The organism is Zavarzinia compransoris (assembly GCF_003173055.1).
Classification (GTDB): Bacteria; Pseudomonadota; Alphaproteobacteria; order Zavarziniales; family Zavarziniaceae; genus Zavarzinia; species Zavarzinia compransoris.
The window spans coordinates 295,716-315,484 of record NZ_QGLF01000003.1 but is presented as its reverse complement, the minus strand read 5'-3'; the positions used below and the strand labels follow the sequence as shown (position 1 = coordinate 315,484).

The following is a 19,769-nucleotide window of genomic DNA, read 5'->3' as shown; positions in this document are numbered from 1 at the left end:
ATGCGCCAGACCACGGTCCGGGTGAACGGGCGCGACTACCGCGTCGCCTGTCAGGCCGGTGACGAGGACAAGATCGCCGAACTCGCCGAATACCTGCAGGCCAAGGCCGACAGCCTGAACCTGCCGCCGAACGCCTCGGTGCCCGAGGCCCAGGTGCTGCTGCTGGTCGGCCTGCTGGCCGCCGACGACCTGTCGGACCGGCTGAACGAGATGGAGGCGATGCACGCCGAACTCGAACAGCTGCGCGCCGAAGTGTCCCGCCTCCATGCCGAAGCCGGCAGCCGGGCCGCCCATGTCGAATTGCGCGCCGCCCAGGGTCTGGAAAAGGCCGCCGCCCGCGTCGAGCAGCTGGTCGCCCGCTTCGAGCCGGCCTGATCCCCGGTTTTCCGCCCGATTTGTGACCGCCGCCCCTGTGCGGCGGCGGTACTTCGGTGTTTCCTGGAAGGCGGGCGGCCTGGTGCCTTCGGCGGGTTGAAGGCGGCGCCCCCCGGGGGAACATGATGGCCATCGCAATCGCGCCTTTCTACAACGTCCAATATGCCGTCGGGCCGGGCAAGCCCAACGTCGATACGGACGTGATGCTGGTGCAATACATGCTGTTCACGATCTGCGTGAGCACGGGCCCATGCTGGATGGGCAGCAACCCCAATCCGATCGGCGGCTCGGTCCTGATCGGGCCGACCGCGGGCGGCAAGGGCGGGGACGGGATCTATCCCGTCGACGGCAAGTTCACCTCGCGCACATCGGACTGGATCAAGGCGTTCCAGAGCGTGGCCAACCAGCGCAGCCTGGGCCCGCTGACGGTCGATGGCATCGTCAACCGCGCCCCCATCGGCTGGGGCAAGCCCCAGGCCAAGAAAACCGGCGGCTGGTATACGATCCAGGCGCTGAACCGCTGCCTCCAGGTGATGAACGGCCGCACTTTCCGCAATTTCGTGGAAAAGGCGACCGATGCCCCCGCCGCCCTGCGCGAGCGGCTGGGCTTCGTCGACTTCAGCTTCTACGACGGCCCGGGCGCCTGAGCGGGACTATTGCGCCAGGCGGATATGGGCGCGGATGGAAAGGGCGACGTCGTCCGAGACCAGCCCCTGGTCCGCGACCATGCCGAAGGCGGCGCGGTCGACCTTGCCGGTCACGGTGAAATTGGCGACTTCGGCCCCGGCGGCGGGATCGAAGCGCCGGTCGGTCAGGCTGGCTTCCAGGGTCTGCGGCCGGGTGACGTCGCGGATGGTCAGGTCGCCGGTGATCGCCACCCGGCCGGCATCGAGCGGGGTGACCGCATTGGCCCGGAAGCGCATCACCGGATAGCGCTCGACGTCGAAATAATCGGCCGAGCGCAGGCGCTCGCCGGCATAGCTGGAATCGGTCGCGACCGAGGTCGTGTCGACCCGGACCTCGACCCGGCTGCGCTCCGGCTCCTTGAGGTCGAGCAGGAGATTGCCCTCGAAGGCCTCGAATTCGCCCGTGGTCTCGAACAGGCCCATGGCATCGACGGCGAAGGCGATGGTCGTGGTGCCCGGCTGGATGCGATAGAGATCGCCCGCCCGGGCCGGCACCGCCCCCAGGACGAGGGCTGCCACCGCCAGTTGGACAATGTTCAAGGGTCGGACAATGTTCAAGGACTGCCGCATGCGCGCCTCCTCCCCGGTCTTGCCCCCATGGTTTTCACCTTTTCGTGCAGGCTAGCACGTCGCGGCCCCGGCGCCAGCCGCATGAATCCTTGGACAAGCGGCCATCGACACCCTACATAGGAATTGTGGCGGGTACTGCTGGGTGCGCCAGGCACTGCAATCCCTGGGGCCAATACCCGAACTCTTGGGAGCTGTCCCTTTCCGGACCGTGGTCCGGAAACATGGCGCCCACCTGCTGACGCAGGCCACAGAGGATCGGAACGCCAGCGGCTTCGGTGGTCCCGCCACGCCTATCGCCCTGCGCCAATACCCTGAACGACAAGACGACGGGCTCATGGACATCGACGACGAGAAGGCCCGCCTGCGCAAGACCCTGCGCGAGCGCCGCAAGGCTGCCCAGGCGGCGGCCGGGCCGGAAGCCGCCCAGCGGCTGGCGGACCGGCTCGAACGCCTGCCCCTGCCCACCGCGGCGTGGATCGCCGGCTATGTCGCCCATGGCAGCGAGATCGACCCCCTGCCCGGCCTGCGCCGGCTGGCGGCCCGGGGCCACGACCTGTGCCTGCCGGTGGTGGTCGCCCCCGGGCGCCCCCTGGTGTTCCGCGGCTGGGCCGAGGGGCTGGCGCTGGAAGCCGGGGAATTCGACATTCCGGTGCCGGCGGGCGGCGCCGAACTGTTGCCGGACGTGGTGCTGGTGCCCCTGGTCGGCTTCGACCGCCGGGGCGGCCGGCTTGGCCAGGGCGGCGGCTTCTACGACCGCACCCTGCCCCTGCTGCGGGCGGCAAAACCGGATCTTTTCACCATCGGGCTTGCTTTTTCGGTCCAGGAAGTGGCATCCGTGCCGCGCGCGGCCAATGATGCAGACCTCGACTGGATCGTGACCGAGCGGGAAACGATCGGAATCCATGCATGAGGCTGCTGTTCTTCGGTGATGTCGTCGGCCGGGCCGGGCGCGACGGGCTGGCCCGCCACCTGCCGGAAATCGGCGCACGGCTGAAGCCGGACTTCGTCGTCGTCAACGGCGAGAACGCCGCCGGCGGCTTCGGCATCACCGCGCAGATCGCCAAGGAATTCTACGCCCTTGGCGTCGACGTCATCTCGACCGGAAACCATGCCTTCGACCAGAAGGAAACCCTGTCCTATATCGGCAGCGACCCCCGCCTGCTGCGCCCGCGCAACTATCCCCCGACCACGCCGGGCCGGGGCGCCGGCGTGTTCGAGACCCGGACGGGCAAGAAGGTGCTGGTGGTCAACGTCATGGGCCGGATCTTCATGGATCCCCTGGACGATCCCTTCGCCGCGGTCGAGGCGGAATTGAACAAGGTGCGCCTGGGCGCCACCATCGCCGCCGCCATCATCGACGTCCATGCCGAGGCGACGTCGGAGAAAATGGCCATGGGCCATTTCTGCGACGGCCGCGTGTCGCTGGTCGTCGGCACCCATTCCCATATCCCGACCGCGGATGCCCAGGTCCTGCCCGGCGGCACCGCCTATCAGACCGATGCCGGCATGTGCGGCGACTACGACAGCGTCATCGGCATGCAGAAGGCGGAGCCGGTCAACCGCTTCGTCCGGAAACTGCCGGGCGGCCGCTTCGAGCCGGCGGCGGGCGAAGCCACGGTCTGCGGCCTGCTGGTCGAGACCGACGACCGCACCGGCCTTGCGCTCAGGATCGAGCCGATCCGCGTCGGCGGGCGCCTCAAACCCCAGTGGCCTCCGGACTGAGGGGCCTCCGGACTGACGTCCGCCACCAGATATGGTATTCATCACCCCGACGCTTTCGCAAATCAGGTCAGGGCTACGGTTTCGCCGGCCCCTGGAGTAGGGAACATGGCAGGTCATTCACAGTTCAAGAACATCATGCACCGCAAGGGCGCGCAGGACGCCAAGCGGTCGAAGATCTTCTCGAAACTCGCGCGCGAAATCACCGTGGCGGCCAAGATGGGCCTGCCCGACCCCAACATGAACCCGCGCCTGCGGGCGGCCATCCTGGCGGCGCGGGCGGAAAACATGCCGAAGGACAATATCGACCGCGCGATCAAGAAGGCGGCCGGCGGCGACGGCGACAATTACGAGGAAGTCCGCTACGAGGGCTATGGCCCCGCCGGCATCGCCGTGGTGGTCGAGGGCCTGACCGACAACCGCAACCGCACCGCATCGGAAGTGCGCTCGATCTTCACCAAGTTCGGCGGCAACCTGGGCTCGACCGGTTCGGTCGCCCATATGTTCAACCGCATCGGCCAGATCACCTATCCGGCCGAGGCGGCGGGCGCCGACGCCATGCTGGAAGCGGCGATCGAGGCCGGCGCCGAGGATTGCATCTCCACCGAGGACGGCCACGAGATCACCACCTCGATCGACGACCTGGGCGCCGTCCGCGATGCGCTGGAAGAGAAGTTCGGCGCCGCCTCGGGCGCCAAGCTGGTGTTCAAGCCGGGCGTGACCTCGGCCGTGGACGAGGACACCGCCCGCAGCCTGCTGAAGATGATCGACGCCCTCGACGACAATGACGACGTGCAGAACGTCTATTCGAACTTCGAGGTGTCGGACGAGATCATGGCGAAACTGTCGGCCTGATGCGGCGATGAGACTGATCGGCCTCGATCCCGGACTTCAGCGCACCGGCTGGGGCGTGATCGAGGCCGTCGGCTCCCGCCTGACCCCGGTCGCCAACGGCACCGTGACCTCGGATGCCGGCGACGACCTCGCCACCCGCCTGCGCCAGATCTTCGAGGGCGTGCAGGAGATCATCGCCCGCTATGCCCCGGATGCGGCGGCGGTCGAGGAAACCTTCGTCAACAAGAACCCGACCTCGACCCTGAAACTGGGTCAGGTGCGCGGCGTCGTCCTGCTGGCCCCGGCGCTGGCCGGGATTCCGGTTGCCGAATATACCCCGAACCACATCAAGAAATCGGTGGTCGGCGCCGGCCATGCCGACAAGGCGCAGATCCACCACATGGTGAAGGTCCTGCTGCCGACCGTCACCGTGACCGGGCCCGACGCGGCCGATGCGCTGGCCGTCGCCATCTGCCACGCCCACCACGCCCAGAGCGAGCGGAGCCTGGCCCGCGCCACCCTTGCCGCCGGGGGACCCCGATGATCGGCAAGCTGTCCGGCCGGCTGGACGAGACGGGCGAGGACTGGGCCATGGTCGATTGCGGCGGCGTCGGCTATGTCGCCACCTGTTCCGCCCGCACCCTGCGCCGCCTGCCCGCCCCGGGCGAGGCCGTCGCCCTGGTGGTCGAGACCGTGATGCGCGAGGATTCGATCCGCCTGTTCGGCTTTCTCGACAAGGCGGAACGGGATTGGTTCCGCGTCCTCCAAACCGTGCAGGGGGTGGGGGCCAAGGTGGCGCTGGCCATCCTCGACACGCTGGCGCCCGACGAATTGACCCGCGCCGTGACCCTGGGCGACAAGGCGGCGCTCGGCCGCGCCTCCGGCGTCGGGCCGAAGCTGGCGCTGCGCCTCGTCACCGAATTGAAGGACCGGGTGCCCGCGGGCGCGGGCACCGGCTTCGTCGCCGCCGGGCCCGCGCCTTCCGATGCCAAACCGGCCGGTGGCACCGGTCCGGTGGCGGAAGCGGTTTCCGCCCTGGTCAATCTCGGTTACAAGCCGGTGGAGGCGTCGGTGGCGGTGACCGCCGCCCTGTCGAAGCTGGGCCCGGCGCCCGAGCTTGGCGCCCTGATCCGCGGCGGCCTTAAGGAACTGGCGAAATGACCGGCGAGCAGCGGGTGGTATCCGGCGTGCGGCGCGAGGAGGATATCCTCGAAGCCAGCCTGCGCCCCGCCCGGCTGGACGAATTCATCGGCCAGGCCAAGGCGCGCGAGAACCTGAAGGTCTTCATCGAGGCCGCCCGCGCAAGGGGCGACGCCCTCGACCATGTGCTGTTCTTCGGCCCGCCCGGTCTTGGCAAGACCACGCTGGCCCAGATCATGGCGCGCGAACTGGGGGTCGGCTTCAAGTCGACCTCGGGCCCGGTGATCGCCCGGGCCGGCGACCTCGCCGCCCTGCTGACCAATCTCGAACCGCGCGACGTCCTCTTCATCGACGAGATCCACCGCCTGAACCCGGCGGTGGAGGAAGTGCTCTATCCGGCGATGGAGGATTACCAGCTCGACCTGATGATCGGCGAGGGACCGGCGGCGCGCTCGGTGAAGATCGACCTGCCGCCCTTCACCCTGGTCGGCGCCACCACCCGCTCGGGCCTGCTGACCACGCCCCTGCGCGACCGTTTCGGCATTCCCATCCGGCTCAATTTCTACGAGGTCGCGGAACTGGAGCTGATCGTCCGGCGCGGCGCCCATATCCTGAACGTGGAGATGACGCCGGACGGCGCCCGCGAGATCGCCCGCCGGGCCCGCGGCACGCCGCGCATCGCCGGCCGCCTGCTGCGCCGGGTGCGCGATTTCGCCCTGGTCGCCCGTGCCGAGGCCGTCGATGCCGAGGTCGCCGACATGGCCCTGACCCGCCTCGAGGTGGACAGCCGGGGGCTGGACGCCATGGACCACCGCTATCTCTCCGCGATCGCCCGGGATTACGGCGGCGGGCCGGTCGGGGTCGAGACCATGGCCGCCGCCCTGTCGGAACCGCGCGACGCGATCGAGGAAATCATCGAGCCCTATCTGATCCAGCAGGGATTGTTGCAGCGCACACCAAGAGGGCGCATGTTGACCCAGGCCGCGTTCCGCCACCTGGGGCTGGCCGTGCCCGAGCGCGGCGACATCGCCCAACTGCCCCTGCTTGCCGAGGATGACGATGCCTGACTGGTCGAGCCTAGCCCCCCAGCACGGGACCTTGGCCGAGGGGGCGCATTGGCTGCCCGTCCGCGTCTTCTTCGAGGATACGGATGCGGGCGGCATCGTCTATCACGCCAATTACCTGAAGTTCATGGAGCGCGCCCGCAGCGATTTCGCCCGCCTGATCGGCATCGACCAGAATGCCATGATGGAGGGCGACGATCCCCTCGCCTTCGTCGTCAAGCGCATCGACATCGATTATGCCCGCCCGGCCAAGCTGGACGATGCCCTGGTGGTCGAGACCCGGCTGCAGGTGCTGAAGGGCGCCAGCATGGAATCGCGCCAGATCGTGCGCCGGGGTGAGGAAATCATGACACAGGCGACGGTCAGAATCGCCTGTCTCGACCGAAATGGCCGGCCGCGACGCTTTCCGGATGCGGTTCGCCTTGCTTTTGCCCCCTTCGAGATTCAAGACCAACCCATGTCCAGCGGGAACCCGAAATGAATCCAGAAACTGCCCCCGGCGCCCTGACTGCCCCGGTCGGCGATATCGCGGCCACCGGGCTCGGCGGGGCCCATGCCCCCGACATGTCGATCCTCGGCCTGTTCATGCAGGCCGACTGGGTGGTGAAGACGGTCGTGATCCTGCTGCTGCTCGCCTCCTTCTGGTCGTGGGCCATCATCATCGACAAGCTGCGCCGCCTGCGCCGGGTCCAGGCCCAGGCCGACCAGTTCGAGGAAGCCTTCTGGTCGGGCAATTCGATCGACGATCTCTATGACCGCATCAACGGCCGCCCGGATCATCCGCTCGCCCTGGTCTTCGTCGCCGCCATGCGCGAATGGCGCCGCGCCACCGACCGCCTGGCGGTGCCGGGCGCCGTGGTCGCCGCCGGCCTGCAGGAACGGATCGCCAAGGTGATGCGCGTCGCCCTGAACCGGGAACTGGACGGGCTGGAACGCTATCTCGGCTTCCTCGCCACCGTCGGCTCGACCGCGCCCTTCGTCGGCCTGTTCGGCACGGTCTGGGGCATCATGAATTCCTTCTCGTCGATCGCGGTGTCCAAGAACACCTCGCTCGCCGTGGTCGCGCCCGGTATCGCGGAAGCGCTGTTCGCCACCGCCCTCGGCCTTGTCGCCGCCATTCCGGCGGTCATCGCCTACAACAAGCTGTCGTCCGACGTCGGCCGGTTCCAGGGCCGGCTGGAAGGCTTCGCCGACGAATTCTCGGCGATCCTGTCGCGCCAGATCGACGAGCGGAGGAGCTGAGCCATGGGCGCTTCGCTCGGCGGCGGCGGGGGCAGGCGGGGCGGCCGGCGCGGCCGCGCCCCCATGGGCGAGATCAATGTGACGCCGCTGGTCGACGTCATGCTGGTCCTGCTGATCGTCTTCATGGTGGCAGCGCCCCTGATGACCGTGGGCGTGCCCGTGGACCTGCCGACCACCCAGGCCGACACCATGCCCCAGGACGACAAGCCGGTGATCGTCTCGGTCGATGCCGAGGGCAAGGTCTTTATCGGCGATACGCCGTCCTCGGTCGATACGCTGGTCGCCGATCTTCAGGCAGCGGCGAAGAAGGGCCCGGAAACCCGGATCTACGTCCGCGGCGACCAGGCGATCAATTACGGCAAGGTGATGGAGACCATGGGCAAGATCAAGGCCGCGGGTTTCACCAAGGTCGCCCTCATCGCCCTGCCGCCCGCGAAGTGACGGACGGATAGCTACAAGGAAGGTTCGGTTCCGTATCATGCGTAAGGGCGCCATCGCCTCCGGCATCGTGCATCTGCTGCTGATCGCCATCATGGTGTTCGGCCTGCCGCAGTTCGCCCGCCCGCTGCCCGAGCCCGAACCCTTCTCGGTCGAAGTCCTGGACGTCATCTCGGACCAGGCCAATCCGGCGCCCCCGGAGCGGGTGAAGACGCCGATCCCGCCTTCGCCCGCCTCGAAGCCGCTGCCGCCGGCAGATACCTTGAAGGAAGTGCCGCCGCCGCCCGCCGCCGCCGGCACCCCGCCCCCGCCCGCGCCGACACCGCCGACCCCGGCCCCCCAGCCGAAGCCCGAGCCGCCCAAGGAAGTGGCCGAAGTCCGCCCGCCCGACCCGGTGAAAAGCGAAGTGCCGGACCCCGAGCCGGTGAAACCGGTCGAGAAGCCGCCCGAGAAGCCGCCCGAGAAACCGAAGGAGCCGGAAAAGCCGAAACCGGAAAAACCCAAGGAGCCCGAAAAGCCCAAGGAACCGGAGAAGCCGAAACCCGAAAAGCCGGAAAAGCCGAAACCCGAGAAACCGAAGCCGGGCAAGCCGAAGCCGGAGAAGCCGGAGGCGAAGCCGCTCGACCTCGACGATCTCGATGCCCTGCTGAACGACAAGGACCCGCAGAAGCCCGGCTCGCCGCCGCCGCCCGACGCCCGCGAGGCGCCGAAGCCAAACCGCGAGACGACCAACCGCAACAACCCCAGCCGGCCGCTCAGCGCGTCGGAAAAGGATGCGATACGCGGCCAGCTCATGGCCTGCTGGTTCACCGATTCAGGGATAGCCGGCTATGACAGCATGTCGGTCACCTGGCGGGCGCAGTTCGACCAGAACGGCGCCCTGATCGGCGAGCCCCAGCTGGTGAAGAAGACGGCGACGACGAGCAACGCCTATGTCAACTCGACCTATCGCGCCTTCTTCAAGTGCAACCCGCTGAAGGGCCTGCCGATCGCGAAATACGACGCCTGGAAGGACATGGAAATCACCTTCAACCCGGGCGGCATGGTGTTCTGAGACCGGCGCGCCGCTACCCCTGGCCGAACAGGCGGTAGCGGCGCAGCACGTATTTCTCGACCTCGAGCACCAGCATCAGCGCGACACCGGCGCCGATCACCATCAGCCCGTCGACGAGGCCGACCGGCCTGGTGCCGAACAGGTCCTGCATCACCGGCAGATAGGTGAACCCGGCCTGGGCCAGGATCACGCCGCCGAGCCCGGCCAGCACCGCCGGCGTGCCGAACAGGCCGCGCAGAGTGATCGAGCCGCCGTGCAGATAGCGGATGTTGAAGAGGTAGAAGACCTCGAACACCACGATCAGGTTGACCACCAGGGTCCGCGCCAGGGCGAGGTCGCCGTCCCAGGCCAGCGCCGCGAAAAAGACCCCGAGGCTGCCGGCCAGGAACAGCACGGAAACGAACACCACCCGCCACAGCATGAAGGCGGACAGCAGCCCGGCCGCCGGATCGCGCGGGCGGCGCGCCATCACCCCCGGTTCCGGCGGCTCGAAGGCCAGCACCAGGCCGAGGGTCACCGTGGTCGCCAGGTTGATCCACAGGATCTGCACCGCGCTCATCGGCATGGTGAAGCCGAGCAGGATGGCGGCGATCACGGCCAGGGCCTCGCCGCCGTTGGTCGGCAAGGTCCAGGCGATGACCTTGCGGATATTGTCGTAGACCGTCCGCCCCTCGTGCACCGCCGCGACGATGGAGGCGAAATTGTCGTCGAGCAGGACGATCTGCGCCGCTTCCTTCGCCGCCTCGGTGCCCTTGTGCCCCATGGCGATGCCGACATCGGCCTGTTTCAGCGACGGCGCATCGTTCACCCCGTCGCCGGTCATGGCGACGATGGCGCCTTGGGCCTGCAAGGCGCGGACGATGCGCAGCTTGTGTTCCGGGCTGGTGCGGGCGAAGACCGCGACCGGGGCGACCGCTTCCGCCAGGGCCGCGTCCGGGATGGCGTCCAGCTCGGCGCCGGTCATCACCCGGCCGGCGCTGTCGAGGCCCAGCTGGCGGGCGATGGCGCCCGCGGTGGCGGCATGGTCGCCGGTGATCATCTTGACCGCGATCCCGGCCGAGCGGCATTCGGCGATGGCGGCGACCGCCTCCGGCCGGGGCGGATCGATGAAGCCGACCAGGCCGAGGAAGCGCAGGCCCGGCCCGATGCCGTCGACCGTCAGGGCTTTCGCCGCATCGGCGGGGCCGGCGCAGAAGCCGAGCACCCGTTCGCCCTCGGCCGCGCGGCGCTCGATCTCGGCCTGCCAGAAGGCGCGGTCGATCGGCCGCGGCGCCCCGTCCGGCCCGGCCTCTTCAAGGCAGAGGTCCAGCAATTGTTCGGGCGCGCCCTTGACCAGCAGGCGATGCTCCCCGCCCGGGCCCCGGTTCACCGTCGCCATGAAACGGTGGCGGGCATCGAAGGGCAGTTCGGCCAGCCGCGGCCATTCGCGGCGGATATGATCGGCCTCGAGCCCGGCCTTGGCGGCCAGGGTGACCAGGGCGCCTTCCATGGGATCGCCCTCGACGCGCCAATGGCCCGAGACATAGCGCAGCACGGCATCGTTGCACAGCAGCCCGGCGCGGATCAGCGGCAGGGCGGCGGCCAGCGCCTGGGCATCGTCGACGCCCGCCGCATCCTCCACCCCGCCCTCCGGGGCATAGCCGGCGCCCCCGGCCGCCAGCCCGCCGCCGGCGGTGACGACATGGCGCGCGGTCATCTCGTTCCGGGTCAGCGTCCCCGTCTTGTCGGTGCAGATGACCGAAGTGGCGCCGATGGTCTCGACCGCCGGCAGGCGGCGCACCACCGCGTGGCGGGCCGCCATGCGCTGCACGCCGATGGCGAGGGTGATGGTCATCACCGCCGGCAGGCCTTCCGGGACCACGCCGACGGCCAGGGCGACGACAGCGATCAGCGCTTCCGCCCAGGGGTGGCCGCCGAGCAGGACGGCATAGAGGAACAGCGCCAGCGCGGCGAGGCCGATCATCACCGTCAGGCGCCGGCCGAAGCGGTCGATCTGGCGCAGCAGGGGCGTGGTCAGGGTCGGCACGGCGCCGATCAGGCTGCTGATGCGGCCGATCTCGGTGCGCAGGCCGGTGGCGGTGACGATGCCGCTGCCCTGGCCGGCGGCGACCAGCGTGCCGGAAAAGGCCATGGACTGGCGCTCGCCCAGCGCCGCGGCGGGGGCGGCGGGCTGTTCCGCCTTGGCGGCGGCGACCGATTCGCCGGTCAGGATCGCCTCGTCGATCAGCAATTGGCTGGCCCGGGTCAGGCGGAGGTCGGCGGGCACCCGGTCGCCCGCTTCGATCAGGACGAGGTCGCCGGGCACGAGGTCGGCCACCGCCACCCCCCGGCGGCGGCCGTCGCGCAGCACCTGGGCGCTGGGGCTGATCATGGCGGCGATGGCGGCCAGCGCCCGTTCCGCCTTGCCTTCCTGAAGAAAGCCGACGATGGCGTTCAGGATCGTGACCGCGACGATCACCCCGGCATCGACGTAGTGGCCGAGAACCGTTGCCGCCAGCGCCGACGCCAGCAGGAAATAGATCAGGGCCGAATTGAACTGGTTGAGGAAGCGCAGCACCGGATGCACGCCGCGCGCCGGCGGCAGGCTGTTGGGCCCATGGGTCAGCAGGCGTTCCGCCGCCTCCTGTCCGCTCAATCCCTCGGGCCCGGTGGCGAGGCCGCCGTATACTTCGGTCACCGGTTGCGCGTGCCAATCGTCCGCCATCACCCATCCCCTGCGTCAGGGCGCCAGCCTAGCAGGGGGATGTGACCGGGGACTTGTTCTCGATCAAATATGCCCCCCGGAGACGGCGCTCAGATCAGGGGTTCGTCGAAGCGAAGGACATGGACGGCGCTGCGCGCGCCCTTGATGCCGAAGTCGTCGTCGTCGATGACCACCAGGGTGCGCTCGTCGAACCAGCTCAAGCCCTCGATCTTGGGCGGCAGGCCCTTGTCCCGGTCGGAATCGAGGATCAGGCGCTTTTCCAGCACCGGGATCTGGGCCTTCCGCAGCGCCCTGCCGTCGGTTTCCTCCAGGGTCGGGCGGCGGTCGAGGTCCAGCCATTCGGGGGCGAGGCGCTGGTCCGCGGTCAGGCGGATGTGGAAGATCTTGGAGGCATTCTCCACCCGCTCGACCACCAGGAGGTCGTAGGGGCCGAAAGAGCACATGTCGCCGATCTTCACGTCCTTGCGCCGGGCACCCTTGTCGCCGCGATAAGCGTCGGGCCGTTCCAGGCGGTAGAGATGCTCGCATTCGACCTCGCGCTTCTTCACGTCGAAGGTGACGAGGCGGATATTGCGCGACCAGTCCGTGACCCCGGCATCCGGGTGGGCCAGCGCGCTCTGGGTCATGAAATGCAGGTGGCGGCCGTCGGGCGACAGGGTCAGGCCCTCGAAGCCCCGGTTCAGGCGGCGCCGGGCGAAGACCTCGGGCAGGCGTTCGCGCACCGGATAGGGCGCCTTCTTGTAGAAGCGGCCCACCCCCTTGGGCACGATCCGCTCCATCACCGTGCCGTCGGCGGCGATGTGGAGCAGGCTGGGGCCATATTCCTCGCCCGCCCAGAAGGTGCCGTCCGCCGCTGCCGCCACCGATTCGGTGTCGACGCCGCCGGGATCGGGGTCGAGCGGCGCGCCCCTGGTGTCGAAGGCCTGTTCGATGCCCGGTGCCGCCTCGCCCTCGCGCGGGTTGGGCAGGCCGCTCAGGGGCAGGCCCTTGGCATCGCGCAGCGGCAGGCGGGCGGCCAGGCGCACCCGGGTCGCCGCGATTTCGATGGTCACGATCGAGGGCTGGAAGGCCGGCTGGGGGAAGATCTTGGCTTCGCCGTCGCCGGCGCACAGGATGTCGGCGCCAAGGCCGAGGATGGCCGACGCCTCGTCGCAGGGGATATTGGGGCCCCGGTCGGTGATGGCATAGAGCCGGCCCGGCGGGTCGCCGAACCGGCGCGACAGGCCGGAACCGATGCCGAGCGACAGGCGCAATTCCCTGCCCCCGTCGAAATTGCCCCCGTCGAAACTGGCCTTACCGAGATCGAAGGGACGGACCGGCAGGGCGATGCGGCGGATTTCCAGAAGCCGGGCGGCCATGGTCTCAGTTTCCTCCCTGCCCTTGTCGCGCGCTGTCGTGCCAGCGGCGCAGCACGAATTGCGAGAGTGCCGTGAGTGCGGCGAAAATGGCAATCCCCGCGCCGGCGATCAGGGCCAGCGCCGCGAACATGCGCGGCACGTTCAGGCGCTGCCCGGCCTCGATGATGCGCCAGGCGAGGCCCGTCGCCCCGCCCGCCGTGGTCGAGGAGACGAATTCGGCGACCACGGCGCCGATCAGCGCCAGCCCCCCGGCGATGCGCAGGCCCGCCAGGAAATAGGGCAGCGCCGAGGGCAGGTGCAGCAGCCACAGGGTGCGCCAGCGCCCGGCGCCCTGAAGCCGGAACAGGTCCTCGAGCCCGGGATCGACGGCGCGCAGGCCCAGCATGGTATTGGCCAGGATCGGGAAGAAGGCGACGATGGTGGCGCAGACCAGCATGACCGCGAAGGGATCCTCGACATAGATCAGGATCAGGGGCGCGATGGCGACGATGGGCGTCACCTGCAGGATGACGGCATAGGGATAGAGGCTGCGCTCGATCCAGCGGCTCTGCCGGAACAGGACCGCCAGCAGCAGGCTGGCCGCCGCCGCCGTGACCAGGGCGGCGAAGGTCGTCTTCAGGGTGACCAGCAGGGAAACGGCCAGGATCGCCCGGTCGGTCCACAGGGTCGCCGCGATCCGGCTGGGGGCGGGCAGGATATAGGCCGGCAGGTCTTCGAAGCGGACCAGCGCCTCCCAGCCGCCGAGGACCAGCAGGGCGACGGCGGCCGGCGCCGCCCTCGACAGCAGGCGCGCGGTCATGCCGCCCCCGCCATGGCTTCGGCGAGGATGGCGGACACCGCGCCGCATTGCCGGGCATAATCGGCGGAGGCGCGGAAGGCCGCCCCGGTCGCCGTCCGCTCGATCGGCAGGGAGGCGGTGATCCGGCCCGGGCGCGGGCTCATCACCGCGATCCGGGTGGAGAGATAGACGCTCTCGAACACGCTGTGGGTGACGAAGAGCACGGTCAGCCCCTGGTCGCGGGCGAGCGCCTGCAATTCATCGTCGAGGCGCAGCCGGGTGATCTCGTCGAGGGCGGCGAAGGGTTCGTCCATCAGCAGCAGTTCCGGCTTGCCGGCGAAGGCCCGGGCGATCGAGACCCGCATGCGCATCCCGCCCGACAATTCGCGCGGCACCGCCCGCTCGAAGCCGCCGAGGCCGACCAGATCGATCGCCGCCCGGGCGGCCCGCTGGCGCTCGTCCCGGCCCTGGCCCTGAAGACGCAGCGGCAGGGCGACATTGTCGAGCACGCTGGCCCAGGGCATCAGGGTGGGTTCCTGGAAGACGACGCCGATCCGCGGCCGCAGCCGGCCCCATTCGACCGCGCCCGCATCCGGCGCCTCCAGCCCCATGATCAGGCGCAGCAGCGTGGACTTGCCGCAGCCGGACGGCCCGAGCAGGGAGAGGAATTCCCCCCGCTCGACCGCGAGATCGACACCCTGAAGCGCCAGGGTGCCGGAGGAGAAGCGCCGGGCGACGTCCCGGACCTTGAGCAGGCTCAAGGCAGGCCGACACCCTTGTTCACGAATTGCAGCGTATAGGCTTTTTTCACGTCGAGATCGGCGGGATAGATCCCGGCCGCCACCGTGCCCTCGAAGAAGGATTGCCAGCGCGCGTCGGTCATGGCGCCGATGCCCAGCGTCAGGGCATCGCCCGACTGCACGATGCCGTGCTCGTTCAGCACCTTGACGGCATAGGCGAGCTGGTCGTCGGTCATTTCCGGGTTGGCCGCCTTGATCATGGCATTGGCCTTGGCGGGGTCGCCGGTCAGGTAGGTCTTCCAGCCGATGACGGTGGCATCGACGAAGCGCTGCACCAGGTCGGGGTTCTTGTCGATCGTCTCCTGCCGGGCCTCGATCGTGGTCGAATAAGTGTCGTAGCCGTAGTCGGCCAGGAGCAGGATCACCGGCTTCACCCCCGCCTGCGCCACCGTATAGGGTTCGGACGAGAGATAGCCCTGGAGGATCATCGTCTTGTCGGCCAGGAACGGGGCGGGCGAGAAATTATAGGGCCGCACCTGGTCGTCGGTCAGGCCCTGGGTCCGCTTCATCCACAGCCAATAGGTGGTGAGCGCATCCTTGGACAGCAGGATGGGCCGCCCCTTCAGCGAGGCGAGGTCGGTCACCCCGGTCTCGGGATGGGCGATCATCACCCGCGGCTCCTTCTGGAACACGGAGGCGACGGCGCGGACGGGGATGGCGTTCTGGACGTAGTTGAGGGCGCCATAGCCCTCGCCGCCCATGTTGAAGTCGACGCGGCCGGCCGCCAGCAGCAGGGCATGGTTCACCTGCGGCCCGCCCATGCGGATCTCGACGTCCAGCCCGTATTTCTCGTAAGTGCCGTCGGCGAGCGCCTGGTAGAAGCCGCCGTGTTCGGCCTGGGCCAGCCAGTTGGTGCCGAAGACCACCTTGTCGCGGGCAAGGGCGGGCGCCGCCACGGCGACCGCGAGGCCGAGCGCCCCGAGCACAAGCCGACCGAATGTCATCTGACCGAACTCCCAGCGTTTCATCGACGCCAAGGATAGGCACGCCGTCGGTCAGGGCAAGGGGCTCGGCGGGCCGGGGCAAAAAAGAACCCGGTCGGGACAGGGTCCGGACCGGGTCTAGGGCAGGCAGCCCATCGTTGCGGGATGGGCCACGGGGTGGAGGGCCGGGGAGGCCCTCCGGGGAAAAGCGGGGCTGCCGTTCAGGCGAGGCCGACGTTCTGCGCGGTCTGCAACGCCAGCGCGACGGCATAGGCGGCGACGGTCGCGAGCAGGACGCGGTCGAAGCTGAAGAAGCGGGTCATGGTCGTGGTCCTTGTGGTTGGGCTGCGGCCGGGCAGGCCCGGCGCGCCGGTTGGATCGGAAGGGGCCGGCCGCCTCAGGCGATGCCGACGTTCTGGGCCGTCTGAAGCGCCAGGGCGACCGCATAGGCGGCGACGGTGGCGAGCAGGATGCGGTCGAAGGTGAAGAAGCGGGTCATGTCTTTGGTCCTCTTTGAAGGGGCTGCCGGCCGGTTCTCTTGCCCGGCGGCGCCTGTCCCTGGGTTGGTGCGGTGCCGCCGATCAGGCGATGGCGGCGATGTGGCTGACGTTTTCGACGACCAGCGCGGCGGCATAGGCCAGCACGGCGATCGAGAGGAAGCGTCCGAAGATCGTATTGAAGGCCAGCTTGTTCATGAGCGGTCTCCGTCGGTAAGGCGTGGTCGGCGTCAGATCGCCAGCACGTTGCTGGTCATCTGCACCAGGGCGGCGGCGCTATAGGCCAGCACCACCAGGGTCGTGATCCGGCCGAAGGTCAGGCCGTTGGCGATGTTCGCGATGGTCGTCATGTCCATCCTCCTCGGTTCTCGTCCCGGCCTGCCCCCTTGGGCCATCACCGCTGAACGATGAACAATAAATAACTCAGAATTTATTCACTGCAAGGGCAAAATGCGGTTTCTGTAAATATTTTTGTGATTGTTCACACACTGTCAGGCGATTCCGACCGGAATCCGCGGCTTTCCGCGGATTTGCGTAAAAAATTATGACGATTGTTCACTCGTCACAGACGGCCGGAATCGTCGACCCCGAACCCCGCAGGCGGCATATGAAAATAGGCTAGGCCAAAATTCAGCACTGACAAATCGTCATCGCGCATCAGGGCCATGCATATGCTGCAATGCGACGAAGGTCGAAGACAAAAGCCCCGGCCCAAAGATGCGCACAGGCAGGCCCCCATGAAGAGGGAGAACCATGCATGAAAGGCGCCGAGGCAAATCCGAATGGTTAGAAAATGGATATAATCGGGCATAAATGGATATTTGCTTGCCGATCCGACAGGAATGGATATTATTGTATATAAATGGATATTCCCAAGCAGGCCCAATGCTCGAAATCGCAAACATCGCCATCACCCCTGCAATCCTCAAGGCCATCAGCGAGATTGATGAATTCAAGGGTAAGTGGCAGGCCACACAGGATTTAGCCCCTGACCGCCTGGTGAGCCTGAAACGCATCGCCACGATCGAGAGTGTCGGGTCCTCCACCCGAATCGAGGGGGCAAGGCTGACCGATGGGGAAGTGGAGAAGCTGCTTTCCAAGCTGGAGCAAAAATCCTTCACCACCCGCGACGAACAGGAAGTGGCTGGTTACGCCGATGCCATGGATATGGTCTTTGAAAGCCATGCGGCGATCACCCTGACCGAAAATCACATCAGGCAATTGCACGGCGTCTTGCTGAAATACAGCAGCAAGGATGAAGAGCATCGCGGTGCCTACAAGACGATCACCAACCACGTCGAAGCGTTCGACGCGGATGGCAAGAGTCTTGGCATCGTCTTTCAGACGGCCACCCCCTTCGAGACGCCGCTCATGATGAAAGCGCTGGTGGACTGGTACAACGGGCAGGCCCGTGAGGAAATCCAGCACCCTTTGCTGCTGATCGCGGTGTTCATCAACGTGTTCCTCGCCATTCACCCCTTCCGGGACGGCAACGGCAGGCTTTCACGCATCCTGACGACGCTGCTGCTGCTGCGCGCGGGCTACGCCTATGTGCCGTATAGCTCGATGGAAAGCGTGATCGAAGCGAATAAGGAAGGGTATTACCTTGCCCTGCGACGCACCCAGCAAACCATTCGCACCGACCATCAGAATTGGGAGCCATGGGTGGCGTTCTTCCTCAAAGCGATGGTAAAGCAGAAGGACAATCTTTCACGAAAGATCAAAGAGGAACGTGCGCTCAGGGAGTCGTTGCCCGCCCTGTCACGCGCGATTCTGGAACTCGCCACCGCGCGCAGCGAAATCACCGTCCGCGAGATCGAGGACGCCACCCAAGCCAACCGCAACACCATTAAGGCTCATTTGAAGAAACTGGCCGATCAGGAATATCTGATAGCGGTCGGCAAAGGGCGTGGTGCGCGTTACACGCCGAAGACGCGGGGATAAGTAAGCCCCGGCTCCGGAGACATCCAGGTTATCCAGTCTCAAGTTGATGATACTGAAGTTCGCAATCTATGTGACACTCCCTTACACGATGGTGGTGCCGGCCTTGCCCCAGTAGCGGTCGCGCAGCAGGCGCTTGTAGAGCTTGCCGGTGGGGTGGCGCGGCAGTTCGTCGAGGAAATCGATCTGGCGCGGCACCTTGAGGCCGGAGAGATGCTGCCGGGCGAAGGCGGCCAGTTCGGCGGCAAGCTCGGGACCGGCGTCGCGCGGGTCGGCGGGCTGGATGACGGCGACGACCTTTTCGCCGAAATCCTCGTCCGGGGCGCCGACCACCGCCGCATCCGCCACCTTGGGGTGGGTGACCAGCAGGTTTTCGATTTCCTGCGGATAGATGTTCACGCCGCCCGAGATGATCATGAAGCTCTTGCGGTCGGTCAGATAGAGGAAACCGTCCTCGTCCACCCAGCCGACGTCGCCGATCGCGGTCCAGCCGTGGGCGTTGCGGGCCTCCGCCGTCTTCTGCGGGTCGTTGTGGTAGGAGAATTCGGGCCCGCCCTCGAAGAACACCATGCCCTCCCGGCGCGGCGGCAGCACGTTGCCGGCGTCGTCGCAGATGCGCAGCCGGCCGATGACGGCGCGCCCGACCGAGCCTTTGTGCGCCAGCCAGTCCTGCGGGCCGATGGTGGTCAGGCCGTTGCCCTCGGTCCCGGCATAATATTCATGAATGACGGGGCCCCACCATTCCATCATCTGTTCCTTCACCGGCACCGGGCAGGGGGCGGCGGCATGGACCGCCATGCGCAGGCTGGAGACGTCGTAGGCCGCCCGCACCGCCTCGGGCAGTTTCAGCATGCGCACGAAATGGGTCGGCACGAATTGCGCCGCATCGATGCGGTGGCGCCCGATCAGGGCGAGCGCCTCCTCGGCATCGAATTTCTCCATCACCACCACCGTGCCGCCCAGTTTCTGCACCGTCATGCACCAGCGCAGCGGCGCGGCATGGTAGAGCGGCGCCGGCGAGAGATAGACCGTCTCGGCGCCCAGGCCGAAAACATGCTGCGCCAGCAGGCTGAGCGGATTGGGCGCATCGATGGGCAGGCCGGAGAGCGGGATCCGGATCCCCTTGGGCCGGCCCGTGGTGCCCGATGAATAAAGCATGTCCGAACCCGCGGTCTCGTCCGCGATCGGCGTCGCCGGCAGGGCGGCGCAGGCCTCGTCCCAATCCCGGTAAGGGGCGGTCGCCCCCTCGAAGCCGAAGAAGGCGAGGTCCGGCAGGCGGGCCGCCACCTCGTCGCATACCGGCGCCAGGGCCCCGGTCGAGACCAGCACCTTGGCCCCGCTGTCGCGGACGATATATTCGACCTCGCCCGCCGTCAGCTTCGACGAGATGCAGGTGAAATAGAGGCCGGCGCGCTGTGCCGCCCAGGCCACCTCGAAATAGCGGGTGGTGTTGTCCAGGAAGGCGGCAATACCATCGCCCGGCTTCAGGCCGAGGGCGCGGAACAGGTGGGCGCCGCGATTCGAGCCCTCGTCGAGCTGGCGGAACGTGGTCACCGCGCCGCTGCCGGCCATGATGCAGGCGGGCTTGTCCGGATGGCTGGCGGCGTGAATCGACGGATGCATGTCGGTTTCCCTCCCCTTCGACC

The 19,769-nt window shown here is 67.8% G+C and carries 20 protein-coding genes and 1 other RNA gene; 14 read left to right on the top strand and 7 right to left on the bottom strand.

Annotated elements, in window-relative coordinates; genetic code table 11:
* Together DKG75_RS12170 and DKG75_RS12165 are read left to right on the top strand one after the other, a co-directional pair.
* Positions 1-375 carry a cell division protein ZapA gene (locus DKG75_RS12170; protein WP_109921388.1) on the top strand — a complete coding sequence of 125 codons (375 nt, stop codon included), beginning with the start codon at positions 1-3 and terminating at the stop codon, positions 373-375.
* A 122-nt stretch (positions 376-497) separates the two neighbouring features.
* Positions 498-1,022 (top strand): peptidoglycan-binding domain-containing protein, encoded by a 525-nt coding sequence (locus tag DKG75_RS12165; protein ID WP_109921387.1) that lies wholly within the window; start codon positions 498-500, stop codon positions 1,020-1,022.
* 6 nt (positions 1,023-1,028) lie between these two features.
* On the opposite strand, the gene DKG75_RS12160 is transcribed toward DKG75_RS12165, so the two are convergent.
* A complete protein-coding gene (locus DKG75_RS12160) occupies positions 1,029-1,601 on the bottom strand; it encodes a YceI family protein (RefSeq protein WP_166646524.1) in 573 nt (190 codons plus the stop codon).
* A gap of 159 nt (positions 1,602-1,760) precedes the next feature.
* Between DKG75_RS12160 and ssrS the strand changes: the two genes are divergently transcribed.
* From ssrS to DKG75_RS23775, 11 genes are all read left to right on the top strand, one after another.
* Positions 1,761-1,917: non-coding RNA, 6S RNA (gene ssrS / locus DKG75_RS12155), on the top strand.
* Positions 1,918-1,965: 48 nt separating this feature from the next.
* Positions 1,966-2,541 carry a 5-formyltetrahydrofolate cyclo-ligase gene (locus DKG75_RS12150; protein ID WP_109921385.1) on the top strand — a complete coding sequence of 192 codons (576 nt, stop codon included), beginning with the start codon at positions 1,966-1,968 and terminating at the stop codon, positions 2,539-2,541.
* Positions 2,538-3,353 (top strand): TIGR00282 family metallophosphoesterase, encoded by an 816-nt coding sequence (locus DKG75_RS12145; protein WP_109921384.1) that lies wholly within the window; start codon positions 2,538-2,540, stop codon positions 3,351-3,353. Before DKG75_RS12150 ends, DKG75_RS12145 begins: the two co-directional genes overlap by 4 nt.
* A gap of 105 nt (positions 3,354-3,458) precedes the next feature.
* The gene (locus DKG75_RS12140; protein WP_109921383.1) at positions 3,459-4,205 is read left to right on the top strand and encodes a YebC/PmpR family DNA-binding transcriptional regulator; all 747 of its coding nucleotides are present in this window, start codon (positions 3,459-3,461) and stop codon (positions 4,203-4,205) included.
* Between the two features lie 7 nt (positions 4,206-4,212).
* Positions 4,213-4,728: a crossover junction endodeoxyribonuclease RuvC gene (gene ruvC / locus DKG75_RS12135; protein ID WP_109921382.1), complete on the top strand. Its 516-nt coding sequence runs from the start codon at positions 4,213-4,215 to the stop codon at positions 4,726-4,728.
* Entirely contained in the window at positions 4,725-5,345 is a 621-nt protein-coding gene (gene ruvA, locus DKG75_RS12130; protein ID WP_109921381.1) for a Holliday junction branch migration protein RuvA, read from the top strand. Before ruvC ends, ruvA begins: the two co-directional genes overlap by 4 nt.
* Entirely contained in the window at positions 5,342-6,391 is a 1,050-nt protein-coding gene (gene ruvB / locus DKG75_RS12125; protein ID WP_109921380.1) for a Holliday junction branch migration DNA helicase RuvB, read from the top strand. The genes ruvA and ruvB overlap by 4 nt, the downstream gene beginning before the upstream one ends.
* Positions 6,384-6,869, top strand: a complete 486-nt coding sequence (gene ybgC / locus DKG75_RS12120) for a tol-pal system-associated acyl-CoA thioesterase (protein WP_109921379.1) — start codon at positions 6,384-6,386, stop codon at positions 6,867-6,869. Before ruvB ends, ybgC begins: the two co-directional genes overlap by 8 nt.
* A complete protein-coding gene (tolQ, locus tag DKG75_RS12115) occupies positions 6,866-7,630 on the top strand; it encodes a protein TolQ (protein WP_109921378.1) in 765 nt (254 codons plus the stop codon). The genes ybgC and tolQ overlap by 4 nt, the downstream gene beginning before the upstream one ends.
* A gap of 3 nt (positions 7,631-7,633) precedes the next feature.
* Positions 7,634-8,071, top strand: a complete 438-nt coding sequence (gene tolR, locus DKG75_RS12110; RefSeq protein ID WP_109921377.1) for a protein TolR — start codon at positions 7,634-7,636, stop codon at positions 8,069-8,071.
* 37 nt (positions 8,072-8,108) lie between these two features.
* Complete coding sequence (locus tag DKG75_RS23775; protein ID WP_166646525.1) at positions 8,109-9,122, top strand: hypothetical protein; 1,014 nt, start codon at positions 8,109-8,111, stop codon at positions 9,120-9,122.
* 13 nt (positions 9,123-9,135) lie between these two features.
* Here DKG75_RS23775 and DKG75_RS12100 read toward each other — a convergent pair whose 3' ends face one another.
* The 5 genes from DKG75_RS12100 to DKG75_RS12080 form a co-directional block, all read right to left on the bottom strand.
* The gene (locus DKG75_RS12100; protein ID WP_109921376.1) at positions 9,136-11,826 is read right to left on the bottom strand and encodes an HAD-IC family P-type ATPase; all 2,691 of its coding nucleotides are present in this window, start codon (positions 11,824-11,826) and stop codon (positions 9,136-9,138) included.
* Positions 11,827-11,915: 89 nt separating this feature from the next.
* Entirely contained in the window at positions 11,916-13,184 is a 1,269-nt protein-coding gene (locus DKG75_RS12095; RefSeq protein ID WP_109921375.1) for an esterase-like activity of phytase family protein, read from the bottom strand.
* Positions 13,185-13,188: 4 nt separating this feature from the next.
* Positions 13,189-13,983, bottom strand: coding sequence for an ABC transporter permease (locus tag DKG75_RS12090; RefSeq protein WP_109921374.1), 795 nt, complete (start codon positions 13,981-13,983; stop codon positions 13,189-13,191).
* Positions 13,980-14,723 carry an ABC transporter ATP-binding protein gene (locus tag DKG75_RS12085; protein WP_243746563.1) on the bottom strand — a complete coding sequence of 248 codons (744 nt, stop codon included), beginning with the start codon at positions 14,721-14,723 and terminating at the stop codon, positions 13,980-13,982. Before DKG75_RS12085 ends, DKG75_RS12090 begins: the two co-directional genes overlap by 4 nt.
* Entirely contained in the window at positions 14,720-15,706 is a 987-nt protein-coding gene (locus DKG75_RS12080) for an ABC transporter substrate-binding protein (protein WP_109921372.1), read from the bottom strand. The genes DKG75_RS12085 and DKG75_RS12080 overlap by 4 nt, the downstream gene beginning before the upstream one ends.
* 1,361 nt (positions 15,707-17,067) lie before the next feature.
* Between DKG75_RS12080 and DKG75_RS12075 the strand changes: the two genes are divergently transcribed.
* Positions 17,068-18,126 (top strand): Fic family protein, encoded by a 1,059-nt coding sequence (locus DKG75_RS12075; RefSeq protein WP_109921371.1) that lies wholly within the window; start codon positions 17,068-17,070, stop codon positions 18,124-18,126.
* 81 nt (positions 18,127-18,207) lie between these two features.
* Here the strand turns inward: DKG75_RS12075 and DKG75_RS12070 are convergent, their stop codons facing one another.
* Entirely contained in the window at positions 18,208-19,746 is a 1,539-nt protein-coding gene (locus tag DKG75_RS12070; RefSeq protein ID WP_109921370.1) for an acyl-CoA synthetase, read from the bottom strand.
* Positions 19,747-19,769 lie beyond the last annotated feature (23 nt).

Coding starts and splice junctions, on each gene's coding strand:
- DKG75_RS12170 (WP_109921388.1), top strand. CDS start 1: ATGCGCCAGACCACGGTCCGGGTGAACGGGCGCGACTACCGCGTCGCC.
- DKG75_RS12165 (WP_109921387.1), top strand. CDS start 498: ATGATGGCCATCGCAATCGCGCCTTTCTACAACGTCCAATATGCCGTC.
- DKG75_RS12150 (WP_109921385.1), top strand. CDS start 1,966: ATGGACATCGACGACGAGAAGGCCCGCCTGCGCAAGACCCTGCGCGAG.
- DKG75_RS12145 (WP_109921384.1), top strand. CDS start 2,538: ATGAGGCTGCTGTTCTTCGGTGATGTCGTCGGCCGGGCCGGGCGCGAC.
- DKG75_RS12140 (WP_109921383.1), top strand. CDS start 3,459: ATGGCAGGTCATTCACAGTTCAAGAACATCATGCACCGCAAGGGCGCG.
- ruvC (WP_109921382.1), top strand. CDS start 4,213: ATGAGACTGATCGGCCTCGATCCCGGACTTCAGCGCACCGGCTGGGGC.
- ruvA (WP_109921381.1), top strand. CDS start 4,725: ATGATCGGCAAGCTGTCCGGCCGGCTGGACGAGACGGGCGAGGACTGG.
- ruvB (WP_109921380.1), top strand. CDS start 5,342: ATGACCGGCGAGCAGCGGGTGGTATCCGGCGTGCGGCGCGAGGAGGAT.
- ybgC (WP_109921379.1), top strand. CDS start 6,384: ATGCCTGACTGGTCGAGCCTAGCCCCCCAGCACGGGACCTTGGCCGAG.
- tolQ (WP_109921378.1), top strand. CDS start 6,866: ATGAATCCAGAAACTGCCCCCGGCGCCCTGACTGCCCCGGTCGGCGAT.
- tolR (WP_109921377.1), top strand. CDS start 7,634: ATGGGCGCTTCGCTCGGCGGCGGCGGGGGCAGGCGGGGCGGCCGGCGC.
- DKG75_RS23775 (WP_166646525.1), top strand. CDS start 8,109: ATGCGTAAGGGCGCCATCGCCTCCGGCATCGTGCATCTGCTGCTGATC.
- DKG75_RS12100 (WP_109921376.1), bottom strand. CDS start 11,826: ATGGCGGACGATTGGCACGCGCAACCGGTGACCGAAGTATACGGCGGC.
- DKG75_RS12095 (WP_109921375.1), bottom strand. CDS start 13,184: ATGGCCGCCCGGCTTCTGGAAATCCGCCGCATCGCCCTGCCGGTCCGT.
- DKG75_RS12090 (WP_109921374.1), bottom strand. CDS start 13,983: ATGACCGCGCGCCTGCTGTCGAGGGCGGCGCCGGCCGCCGTCGCCCTG.
- DKG75_RS12080 (WP_109921372.1), bottom strand. CDS start 15,706: ATGACATTCGGTCGGCTTGTGCTCGGGGCGCTCGGCCTCGCGGTCGCC.
- DKG75_RS12075 (WP_109921371.1), top strand. CDS start 17,068: ATGCTCGAAATCGCAAACATCGCCATCACCCCTGCAATCCTCAAGGCC.
- DKG75_RS12070 (WP_109921370.1), bottom strand. CDS start 19,746: ATGCATCCGTCGATTCACGCCGCCAGCCATCCGGACAAGCCCGCCTGC.